9 protein-coding genes are annotated in these 12,015 nt (G+C 30.5%); 7 read left to right on the top strand and 2 right to left on the bottom strand.

The window, feature by feature from the left end; all coding sequences use genetic code 11:
* Positions 1 to 52: 52 nt before the first annotated feature.
* The 3 genes from KGNDJEFE_RS10360 to KGNDJEFE_RS10350 are packed head-to-tail and all read left to right on the top strand — an operon-like array spanning position 53 to position 2,426.
* Positions 53 to 523 carry a tRNA (cytidine(34)-2'-O)-methyltransferase gene (locus tag KGNDJEFE_RS10360; protein WP_006440660.1) on the top strand — a complete coding sequence of 157 codons (471 nt, stop codon included), beginning with the start codon at positions 53 to 55 and terminating at the stop codon, positions 521 to 523.
* 17 nt (positions 524 to 540) lie between these two features.
* Positions 541 to 1,389 carry a DegV family protein gene (locus tag KGNDJEFE_RS10355; protein ID WP_006440661.1) on the top strand — a complete coding sequence of 283 codons (849 nt, stop codon included), beginning with the start codon at positions 541 to 543 and terminating at the stop codon, positions 1,387 to 1,389.
* A 26-nt stretch (positions 1,390 to 1,415) separates the two neighbouring features.
* Positions 1,416 to 2,426, top strand: a complete 1,011-nt coding sequence (locus KGNDJEFE_RS10350; RefSeq protein ID WP_040410621.1) for a BMP family ABC transporter substrate-binding protein — start codon at positions 1,416 to 1,418, stop codon at positions 2,424 to 2,426.
* Positions 2,427 to 3,800: 1,374 nt separating this feature from the next.
* Here KGNDJEFE_RS10350 and KGNDJEFE_RS10345 read toward each other — a convergent pair.
* Entirely contained in the window at positions 3,801 to 5,261 is a 1,461-nt protein-coding gene (locus tag KGNDJEFE_RS10345) for an aminoacyl-histidine dipeptidase (protein WP_006440664.1), read from the bottom strand.
* Between the two features lie 300 nt (positions 5,262 to 5,561).
* Between KGNDJEFE_RS10345 and KGNDJEFE_RS10340 the strand changes: the two genes are divergently transcribed.
* The 4 genes from KGNDJEFE_RS10340 (at position 5,562) to KGNDJEFE_RS10325 (ending at position 11,637) form a co-directional block, all read left to right on the top strand.
* The gene (locus KGNDJEFE_RS10340; protein ID WP_006440665.1) at positions 5,562 to 7,943 is read left to right on the top strand and encodes an endonuclease MutS2; all 2,382 of its coding nucleotides are present in this window, start codon (positions 5,562 to 5,564) and stop codon (positions 7,941 to 7,943) included.
* A gap of 354 nt (positions 7,944 to 8,297) precedes the next feature.
* Positions 8,298 to 8,759: a 2-thiouracil desulfurase family protein gene (locus KGNDJEFE_RS10335; protein WP_006440666.1), complete on the top strand. Its 462-nt coding sequence runs from the start codon at positions 8,298 to 8,300 to the stop codon at positions 8,757 to 8,759.
* A gap of 174 nt (positions 8,760 to 8,933) precedes the next feature.
* The gene (argS, locus tag KGNDJEFE_RS10330) at positions 8,934 to 10,631 is read left to right on the top strand and encodes an arginine--tRNA ligase (RefSeq protein ID WP_006440667.1); all 1,698 of its coding nucleotides are present in this window, start codon (positions 8,934 to 8,936) and stop codon (positions 10,629 to 10,631) included.
* Between the two features lie 79 nt (positions 10,632 to 10,710).
* On the top strand, positions 10,711 to 11,637 hold the full coding sequence (locus tag KGNDJEFE_RS10325) for a hypothetical protein (protein ID WP_006440668.1): 927 nt from the start codon (positions 10,711 to 10,713) through the stop codon (positions 11,635 to 11,637).
* A gap of 6 nt (positions 11,638 to 11,643) precedes the next feature.
* On the opposite strand, the gene KGNDJEFE_RS10320 is transcribed toward KGNDJEFE_RS10325, so the two are convergent.
* Entirely contained in the window at positions 11,644 to 11,847 is a 204-nt protein-coding gene (locus tag KGNDJEFE_RS10320; RefSeq protein WP_006440669.1) for a hypothetical protein, read from the bottom strand.
* Between the last annotated feature and the right edge of the window lie 168 nt (positions 11,848 to 12,015).

Genomic DNA, 12,015 nt, shown 5'->3' with positions numbered 1-12,015 from the left:
TATTGAATAAAATAAATGATTTATAGAAATAGTATATTTAGGAGGCAAATAGATGGCAGTTAATATAGTTTTGGTTGAGCCTGAAATACCACATAATACAGGCAATATAATAAGAACATGTGCAGTTACAGGGGCAAAATTACATCTTGTAAAACCTTTAGGGTTTGAATTAACAGATAAACATCTTAAAAGATGTGGTCTTGATTATTGGGATATAGCAGATGTTAAGATATATGAAAACTTTGAAGAATTAGAAGCTCAGTATCCAGATGCACAGTATGTTTTGGGGACAAGTAAAGTTAAAAGAACTCATACTGATGTAGAGTATAAAGATGGATGTTTTCTTGTTTTTGGAAGCGAAACAAAAGGCTTATCTAAGGAAATAATAGAAAGACATATAGAAGATTGCGCAAGAATACCAATGCTTGATTTAGAAAGAGCTAGATGTTTAAATCTTTCTAATGCTGTTGCGGTTATGACGTACGAAGCACTTAGACAGCTAGATTACCCAGGAATGAGATAAACAGGAGGAGAATAGATATGAGCAAAATAAAAATAATATGCGATAGTCTTTGTGATTTAGACAAAAGCATAGTAGAGCAGAATGATATAGAAATGATACCACTAACTGTAATAATCGGGGAAAAAGAATATAGAGATGGTATAGATATTTCAAAAGATGATTTTTATAAAATGTTAAGAAATGAAAATGTATATCCAAAAACTTCTCAGGTAACATATGGACAGTTTAAAGAAATATTTGGAAAATATAACAATGATGAGGATACTAGTATACTATATATAGCTGCTTCTTCTTCAGCAACAGGGACTTGCCAGAGTGCAATAATGGCAAAAAATGATATGTCTGGAGATATAAGAGTTTTTGATTCTCAGCAGGTTTGTTATGGTATAGCTAGATATGTTATAGAAGCAATTAAGTTAAGAGAAGAAGGAAAAACTATAGATGAAATAGTAGAAGCGCTTGAAGCTATGAAAGAAAAAGTATTTGTAATGTTCTGTACAGATACGCTTGAATACCTTCAGAAAGGTGGAAGAATTTCTTCTACTAAGGCTGCTATAGGAAATATACTAAATATCAAACCTATATTATATGTAAAAGATGGTTTAGTATCACAGTTATCACAGGTAAGAGGTAAGAGAAATTTAGTATCTAAAATGGTAGAATTGACAAAGGATGAATGTGGTGAACTTTCAGGACAGACTGTATATGTGGGATATACTGATAACGATGAAGATGAAATAAAGAAATTTATGGATTGTGTAAAAGAAGAACTTCATCCAGATAATATAGAGTTATTCCAGATAGGAACAGGAATAGGAACTCATTCAGGACCTGGAGCAATGGGAATTATTTGTTTAAAGAAATAGAATAATTATTTTTTATGGAGGGCAAGATGAGGTTAAAAAAATTTATAATTTCATCTCTTTCGGCTATTATGATTGCTACTAGTCTTAGCGGATGCGGCATGATTAGCAAGGAAAAAGAAAAAGAAGAGCCAGTATCAGATTTAGTGAATGTAACTCTTTTAACTGATGCAGAAGGTGGCGCAGGGGAAGCACTTATTTCATCAGCAAGAGCAGGACTTGAAGAGGCTGAATCTGGTCTTGGTATAGATGGAAGATTTATAAAATGTTCAAGCAAAGATGATATAAAGAGTAATATAGAGGTTCTTGTAAAAGGTGGAAAAACTGCTCTAATAATAGGTGCAGGACCTAGATTTGAAAGTATAATAAGTGTGTATGCTCAAAAATATCCCAACCAAGACTTTGCATTAATAGATGCTACAGTAGATGGAGATATGCCTAAAAATTTAACTACTATAACATTTGATGATGAAAGATCTGGATTTATAGCAGGATTTATAGCTGGAAAAATGACAGCTAAGAATAAAGTTGGATATATAAGTGGAACGAGTGGAAGCAGTGAAAATGCGTATAGACAGGGATTTGAAAAAGGTCTAAAAAAAGCAAATGATAAAAATCCAGAAATAATATCAAGAAATGTAAATATTTATGAATCATATGAGGATGCAAAAAATGCATTTGTAGATGTAGAATATTATGGAGCTGATATATTATTTGCTCCTACAGAAGACGACTCAAAGGCAGCTATAGATTCTATTAATAGCAATTATTCAAAAATTATAGCAGTAAACAAGGATCAGTATCATTATTCTAAAGATAAGGTAGTTGCATCAATAACAAAAAGTTACTCAAAAGCTGTTTATGATTTATGTGCAATGGTATATGATGGAGGAGATTCTTTTAAAGGTGGAAAAAATACTCAGTATGGTGTAGCTGAAAAGGCAATAGCATTGGCGCCATCTACAGAAAATACAGTTCCGCCAGATGTTCTTAGCTATTTGAGCAAGGCATTAAAAGAAGAATACTCTGGATCTAATTAGAAATTTTGAGAAAAGAGAAATATTTTTTGAAAAAACTTCAAAAAATGATAAAAAATTAACTTTAGAAAATAATATATAAAAACTTTTATATGTAAAAAAGGCAAGGTATTTAAAAAATATCTTGCCTTTTTTGATTGAATGTCTTGTTGTACTTTAAAAAGAAAGAATTAATAAAAGATTCTGAAAAATAATTGACAGCTTGCAAAATAGAGAGTATAATCTAATTAAAGAAAAAGATAAAAACACTTTTTCAAAACTAAATCTAATAAAAAGATTAAGTTAATTGGAAGATTTGGATAGAATCCAAAAATAAGAAAAAAGAAAGTGGTGGGTCCAATGAAAATATAAAGAATAAATAAAAATCTATTCTCTAAACATTAAAGCAATTAAACTTCATCCAGCAAAGTAGTAAGTAACAGAAAAAACCTCCGAGAAAAGTAGTTCAAAGTTACATTAATCGCATTATAATCTAATATGATAAAAAATATAAACTAAAATAATTTGCAAAAGGATAATTAAAGCTAAATATTAATTAAAATTCTAAAAAGGACAGGTAAAAAAATGGTAAAGAAAAACGGTGATACATTATAGACACCATCTCTAGAAGGTCAAAGAAAATTGGCAAAGATGGTGTCTATAATTTTTTTTGATTTTTTTGTAGTTGATGTATGTAATAATCAAGGTTGGATCTTGTTTAATCAAATATTAAAATCTGAGCAGGAAGAATATTTAAGGATAAATTCAAAAAATATTCTGAAAAATAGTTGACATCTTGCAAAAGTGGGGGTATAATCTAATTAAAGAAGAAGATAAAAAAGCTTTTAAAATAAATCTAAATTTAGAAATCTTCGAATACAGCTAAAGTAGCTAATATAAAAAGGAAGTGGTGAGTCCAATGAAAAGTTAAAGATTAAACAAAACATCCAGCATAGAGTTTACATTAGCTATTACAAATTAAAACCTCCAAGATTAAAGAAGTAAAATCAGTACAAATAAGTTAAAAATAAAGGATAAAGCAAGTGGATCTTAAAAAGATTCGTTACATACTAACAAGTGTTACAAAATATAACACATTGATAAAATAGATAAAATCATCTAAAAGAGAAACAATTAAGCGAATTTAATTAGATGATATAAAAAATAATATTACAATTAAAATTAATATAGATTGTGGAAAAGGAAAGGTAAAAAATATGATAAAGAAAAACGGTGATATATTATAGACACCATCTCAGAAGTGAAACTTAAAGAGATGGTGTCTATTTTTTATTTTTTGAGATTTAAGTATTATGATAATAAAAAAGAGATTGAATCTTAAAGAAACAATCTCTTTTAATCTATTATTTATTCAGTTTTAATTTTGTACTTTTAATTTTAGTACTGGTTCATAGATTCTAATACATCTAGAACGAATTCGTAGCAGTTTTTAGTTGATGGTATGCTTAAATGTTCTTTTTCAGAGTGAACATCGAACATATCAGGTCCTATAGATATAGCTTCTACACCTTCCATTTTGTCAAGAAGAAGACCACATTCAAGTCCTGCATGTATAGCTATTATAGCTGGAGTTTTACCAGTTATTTTAACCCAAGAATCTGTACATATTTTTTCTATAGTAGAGTGAGGTATTACTTCCCAAGCTGGGTATCCTGCTATTATTTCGAATTTGCATCCTAAAGCAGCAGCAAGTAATTCAACTCTCTTAGCTATTTCTTCTTTTATAGTTTCTTTAGCACTTCTTATAGAGAAAGTAACTTTAACCTGATCTCCAACGTTTTCAACTATAGCCATGTTTGTTGAACTTTCTGGAAGAGAAGTATCTAAAGTACCATCTTCGTTAACTGTGTAAGAATTTACACCGTGTGGTAATACTGCTAATAATGTTAATAATTTTGTTTTGAATTCATCAGTGTAAACTTTTTCAACTGAAACGTCTTCAAATACTAAGTTCATATGAGGTTCAGAAACTGCGAATTCAGCTCTCATTTTGTTGTATAATGCTTCTAATTCAGCTTTAACAGCATCAACATCTTCTACTAATATAACAGCTTCAGCGTGGTTTGGTATAGCATTGTGCATAGTACCACCAGTTAAGTCAGCTAAATCGAAATCAACTGAAAGCTGAGTTAACATTCTTACAACTAATTTAGTTGCATTAGCTCTCTGTAACTGTATTTCCTGTCCTGAATGTCCACCAAGTAAATCAGTAACAGCGAATTTTAATGCTTTTTTGCAGCTGCAAGCTTCTTTGTATTCTCTATCTAATGTTAGAAGTGGAGTTTTACCACCAGCACATCCTATAGTGAAGCATCCTTCTTCTTCAGAGTCTATGTTTAGAAGGTATTTACCTTTTAATAAAGAAGTATCTAGAGCATAAGCACCGTCCATACCACTTTCTTCATTTATAGTGAATACAGCTTCTAAAGCTGGGTGTTTTAAAGTGTTGTCTTCTAATATAGCTAAAGACATAGCTATTGCTATACCGTTGTCAGCACCAAGAGTAGTGTTGTTAGCGTATATCATATCGTCAACTATTCTCATTTCTATTGGATCAGTATCGAAATTGTGGTTAGATCCTTTTCCCTTAACTGGAACCATATCCATGTGTCCCTGAAGTATAACTGCTGGGCAATTTTCATAACCTGGAGTAGCTGGTTTTTTGATTATTATGTTACCAACTTTATCCTGGATAGTTTCTAATCCTAATTTTTCACCGAATTCTTTTAACCAGTTACTAACTGCTTCTTCATGATATGAAGCTCTTGGTATCTGGTTCATTGCTTCGAAGTTTTCGAAAACTCTTTTTGGTTCTAAGTGTCCTAATACATTTGACATTTGTAAAGTCCTCCTGAATAAAATAATAATAAATAAAATTGCTTTTGTATTATACAAATTTTATATGTTTATGTATAATATTAAATAGCTACATTAACAGTATAATACAAAATTAAAAAAAAAACATTGGAAAACGTCAAATTTATATTGAAATCTGAAAATTTTTTTAAAAAGAAAAAACGATTTTCTCAATATGTCCGAAAATTCAACGTTTCATAAATAAATATAAAAGATATTAAATTTAATTGATAAAAAAAATTGATTAATAAATTTAAAAAATTTTGAGAAAGAGGGGATATTATGGACAATAAATCATTTAAAGTTCTTGAGTTTGATAAAATAATAGAAATTTTAAAAACAAAAGCATCGTCATCTTTAGGACTTCATAAAATAGAAAATTTAGAACCAAGTTCTGATTTTGAAGAAGTACAGTATAGATTGCAAGAAACTACAGAGGCACAGTCTATTTTAATAAAGAGAGGACATGTAAACTTAGGTGGGATACACGATGTTTTAGATAAGGTAAAGAGAGCGGAAATAGGAGCATCACTTGATCCAGGAAGTTTATTAATGGTTGCTGATACGTTGAGAGCAGCTAGAGTATTATCTAATAGTTTATCTGGAGATGGGGAAGAAGAGGATTTTAACTATCCTATAATACAATCTCTTGCGACATCTCTTTACATACACAGGGAAATAGAAGACGCAGTATACAATGCCATAGTTAGTGAAATAGAGATTGCAGACAGTGCATCTCATACACTTAGGGATATAAGAAGAAAAATCGTACAGAAAAATCAGTCTATAAGATCAAAGCTAAATACTATAATATCTTCAGCTACATACCAGAAATACTTACAAGATAGTATTATTTCTATGAGAGGAGATAGATTTGTTGTTCCTGTAAAAGCGGAATATAGATCTGTTGTAGCTGGGATAGTACATGATCAATCTTCATCTGGTGCAACTTTATTCATTGAGCCAATGAGCATAGTTGAGATGAACAACGAGCTTAGAAAGTTAAAATTAGATGAGCAAGAAGAAATTGAAAGAATACTAGCTGAATTATCAAAGATGATAGGTGAAATAGCTAGAGAGATTATATCAAATCAAGAAATACTAGAAAAAATAGATTTTATATTTGCAAAAGGTAAACTTTCATTAGAAATGAAAGGTATAGATCCTAAGCTTAATAAGGACAAAAGCTTTGTAATAAAAAATGGACGTCATCCATTGCTAGATCCTAAAAAAGTTATTGCAAATACTATATATCTTGGAGATGAATTCCACACATTAGTTATAACAGGACCAAATACAGGTGGTAAAACAGTAACTATTAAAACGGTAGGTTTATTTGCGCTTATGACACAGAGTGGTCTACATATACCAGCTGATTTTGGAAGTAGTATGTGTGTATACGACAATATATTTGCAGATATAGGTGATGAGCAGAGTATAGAACAGAGTTTATCTACATTCTCATCTCATATGACTAGAATTGTATCTATATTAGATAAGGTTACAGAAGATTCTTTAGTAATATTTGACGAACTTGGAGCAGGAACAGATCCAGTAGAAGGTGCAGCACTTGCAATAGCAATACTAGAAGATGTTCGGATGGCAGGAGCAAAATGTATAGCTACTACTCATTACAGTGAACTTAAAAACTATGCCCTTACTAAAAAAGGTGTTGAAAATGCTGCGGTTGAGTTTGATGTTGAAACATTAAGTCCAACATATAGACTTCTTATCGGAGTGCCAGGAAAATCTAATGCCTTTGAAATATCGAAAAAATTAGGGCTTAGCGAATTTGTTATAAATAGAGCTAAAGAATTTATAAATACAGAAAATATAGAACTTGAAGACCTTCTTCAAAATGTAGAAAAGAATAGAATAAAAGCAGAAGAAGATAGAGCAGAAGCTGAAAAATTAAAAACTGAAATACAGATGATAAGAGATGCAGAGGCCGAAAAACTAGAAAAACTAACTAATCAGAAAGAAAAGATGATGGAAAGAGCTAGAAGTGAGGCATTCTCTATAACAAGACAGGCAAAAGAAGAAGTAGATGAAATAATAAAACGTCTTAGAGAATTAGAACAAGAAAGAGCATCTAAAGAAAAAAATAGACAGATTGAGCAGCTTAGAAAAGAATTGACGGATTCAATGGGAAGTCTACAGCCTACTGTTAAGAGCATGATAGTGCCTAAAGTAGCTTCAAAGGAGATTAAAAACTTAAAGGTTGGTGAAGATGTAAAAGTAATTACACTTAACCAGGAAGGTACAGTTGTTTCAGCTGATGATAAAAAGAAAGAAGCAGTTGTACAGATTGGTATAATGAAGATGACCCTACCATATAAGTCTCTTCAGAGAATTAAGAATCAGCAGCAGGCTACAGTTACTAAGAAAACTAGAAGTGTAATAAAAGCAAAATCAGGAAGAGTAAAAGGAGAAGTTGATTTAAGAGGAATGAATCTTGAAGAGGCAACTCTTGAACTTGAAAAGTATCTTGATGATGCTACAGTTGCAGGTTTAGAACAGGTAACTGTAATACATGGTGTTGGGACTGGAGTATTAAAGACAGGACTTCAGGATGTTCTTAAAAAGAATAAACATGTAAAGAAAAAAAGACCGGGTGGATACGGTGAAGGTGGCGTAGGTGTCACAATTGTAACATTAAAATAATAGATTAAAAGAAAAAGGTGAGGTTCATCAAACGCGCCAGGCTTCGACGATTTTTTTAAATCTCGAACGTTGTTCGAGGCTAATGTAAAAATCGTCTGTAGATTGTTGCTGTTTGATTGAACATCACCTTTTTTCTATTTAATAAAATTTTTTTAATGTTAGTAAATTGTGACCTGTAATTATAGAAATGTTTTTTAATAAGAAAATATAGAGAATATTTATTAGTAAAGTTTATTTTTTTAATGTTTTGTTAGGAAAATATTTTAGGACAAGAGCATGTGGATAAAGGTATAATTAGTATATGAGAAAGTTATTATTTTTATTAGTTTTAATATAGATTAGGAGGATGAGGTTATGGTAGTTGTATCAGCTTGTTTAGTTGGAGAAAATTGTAAGTACAGTGGTGGAAATAATAGAAATGAGGCTGTTTTAAGTTATTTAGAGGGAAAGGAATACATAACTATTTGCCCAGAATGTACAGGAGGCCTTTCTACTCCAAGAGAGCCTGCAGAGATAATAGGTGGAGAAGGAAAAGATGTAATAGATGGAAATTGTAAGGTTATATCTAGAGTGGGAGTAGATGTTACAAAAGAGTATATGAAGGGTGCTCGGATTAGTTTAGAAGAGGCTAAAAAGTATGATGCTGAGTTGGCTATTTTAAAAGAAGGAAGTCCTTCTTGTGGCGTTAATAAAATACACAATGGAGAATTTAAAGGAATAAAGAAAGTTGGGAAAGGTGTAACTGCAGCATTATTTGAAATGAACGGAATAAGAGCTATTAGCGAGAAAGATTTAGAACAGAAAAGACAAAAATAAATGAAAATAAAAAATGACATATTAAATTGTCTAAACACCTTGAAAAATAGTTGAAATTGTTTTAACATAGAGAGATAAGTGTAAGTATGTAAAATCGAAAAAATATGATTTTTGTACGGAAAATATAAAGAAAATTAATAATATATAAAGAAAATATTTGAGGAGGAAGAAATAATGGATTTTAAATTAGAAGTAGCTTCTGCTTTAAAGGAACAGATAGAAGACCTTACTTTAGAAGAAATACAGAGCTATATAGAAATACCACCTAATAAAGAAATGGGAGATTATGCATTCCCTTGTTTTAAATTAGCTAAAATATTTAGAAAAGCGCCAAATATGATAGCTGAAGATATAGCAGGAAAGATAGAACCAAAAGGATCTATATCAAAAGTTGTTCAGCTAGGAGGATATGTGAACTTCTTCGTAGATAAATCAAAATTAGCTGAAACAGTTATAAACAAAGTTCTTACTGAAAAAGAAAACTACGGTAAAAGTGAATTAGGAAAAGGAAAAACTGTTGTAGTTGACTTCTCTTCTCCTAACATAGCAAAACCATTCCATATAGGGCATATAAGAACTACAGTTATAGGCAATGCACTATACAAAATATATAATTCTCAGGGATACAATATGGTTAGAATAAACCATCTTGGTGACTACGGAACACAGTTCGGTAAATTAATAGTAGCATTCAAATTATGGGGAGATAAAGAAACAGTAGAAAGCAACCCAATACCAGAATTATTAAAATTATACGTAAGATTCCACGATGAAGCTGAAGTACATCCAGAAATGGAAGATGAAGCTAGAGCATGGTTTACAAAATTAGAAAACGGTGATGAAGAAGCTAAAGCTTTATGGCAGTGGTTCAGAGATGAAAGTTTAAAAGAATTCTCAAGAGTTTACGACCTTTTAGATATAGAATTCGATTCATACGCAGGAGAAAGTTTCTATTCAGATAAAATGGATAGAGTAATAGATTTAATAAAAGAAAAAGGATTACTAGAAGAATCTGAAGGAACAAATATAGTAAATCTTGACGCATATAATTTAACTCCAGCTCTTATAACTAAAAAAGACGGTTCAACATTATATATGACAAGAGATTTAGCAGCTGCTATATACAGAAAAGAAACTTATGATTTCGATAAATGTTTATATGTAGTTGGTTCTCAGCAGGCACTTCACTTCCAGCAGTTATTCAAAGTACTAGAACTTATGGGATACGAATGGTCTAAAGACCTTGTTCACGTTCCATTTGGTATGGTTGCTCTTGAAAGTGGAACAATGTCTACTAGAAAAGGTAGAGTAGTATTCCTTGAAGACGTTTTAAGACAGGCAATAGAAAAAACTAAAGATATAATACTTACTAAGAATCCTAACGCTGAAAATGTTGATGAAATAGCTAAACAGGTAGGTGTAGGTGCAGTAGTATTCCAGGAATTATCAAACAGCAGAATAAAAGACTACACATTCTCTTGGGATAAAACACTTAGCTTTGATGGAGAAACTGGACCTTATGTACAGTACACTCACGCTAGATGTTGTGCAGTATTAAGAAAAGCTAACGAAGAGGTTACTTCTGATATAGATTACAGCCTACTTTCTGATGAAGGAAGCTCAGAAGTTCTAAAAGTTATAGAATCATTCAACAAATGTATACTTGCATCAATGAAGAAAAATGAGCCTCATATAGTAACAAGATTTGTACTAGATCTTGCTCAGGCATTCAATAAATTCTATCATGACAACCCAATACTTGTAGACGATGCAGAATTAAGAAAAGCAAGACTTGCTCTTGTTGAAGCTACAAGACAGTCAATAGAAAATGGTCTTGCATTATTAGGAATGCACGCACCACACAAAATGTAGTTTTTAGATTTAAAGTAGTTTAGAGTAAAGAGAGAGGTTTATTTTTATAAGCCTCTTTTTTTAAATTAGAGGTGAAATTATGGAAAATCAAATAGATAATTTTGTAAAAAATGCCTATATAAGTGCGTTTGATACAGATAGTGATATAATAAAAATGTTAATGCTTGTAAATACAAAATGTCTAATAGATGATTTTAAGCAGAGATATTTATTTGTAGATAATAATAGACTTAGAGATGAGCTTAGATATTATAAGTTTTATGGAGCTGAGTACAATGGTGAAAATCTTTTAAATATTTTTCTTCCGGTAATATTGGGAAATAATGCTGGAGAAAAATGTGATAAAGAGCTTGTTGAACTTGTAAAAAAATATGTTATGTACTTTAAAATTGAAAATAAGTATAGCGAATATTTAATTGCAACGTTGATTTACAGTGAATTAATTCATAGTTTATTAAAAAATCCATCTATTGAGTATGATGAGATAATGGACATGATAAAAGAAAGAGTGATTTCTTTAAATATAGATATGGAAAAATCTAATGTAGTAAAATTCCAGATGTACAGAATTGGTCTTATAAAGACTATAGATGAGTATAAAGATGGAAAGAGAAATTCTAGTAGTGATATATGCTCAGGATTACTTGATGCTATTTTTGATATATATGTTGAAGATAGAGATGAAAAGTATGATATAGATTCAATAAAAAAAGTCCTATTCTCGCTATTAGGTCAAAAGATTTCAACGGAAATAGAGAATATAGACTTTGTGGATTCCATGGCTGAATATACTGTAAAACTTAAAAAATATAAAATTAATAAAAAAGAGTATCATGCTAAGGCAAATCCGCTGGAAATTATTTCGTTAAATGAGGGTGATTCGATTCAAGACCCTATATTAAACAAGCTTACAGTAAAATCAAAGATTATAAATGGAAATTTATTAAAAATAAATGTGCAAGCTAAATCAGGAGAGTACTGCTTTAGATTTGCTAAAAAATCTTAATTAGAATTATTCTGATTTAGATTCGATATAAGAAAGAAATTCTTCTTCAGTTGTTTCAGTAAGGAAACAAAGCTCTTTTACAAGATTATTTCTAAGATCGCCAAATACATTTAGTTTAGTATTTTCGTTAGTGTATTCAAGGGCTTTTATTATAAGAAGAAGATCTTGAACAGATAAATCATTAAGTGAGACTTTTTCGAATTTTTCCATGATAGCTATCCTTTCTGTCAAAATAGACGATTATAATATATTACCTACAATTATTATAATAATAAAATAAAGAACAAAATACAAGGAAAGATGAGAATGTTGCAATATTAAACTGAAATAGATGAAAATATTGCAAAAATAAATATAAAAAGAATTTTGGAGGGTGAT

The sequence above is a fragment of the Peptacetobacter hiranonis genome (assembly GCF_008151785.1).
GTDB lineage: Bacteria > Bacillota > Clostridia > Peptostreptococcales > Peptostreptococcaceae > Peptacetobacter > Peptacetobacter hiranonis.
This window is presented reverse-complemented; position numbering and strand designations above follow the sequence as displayed.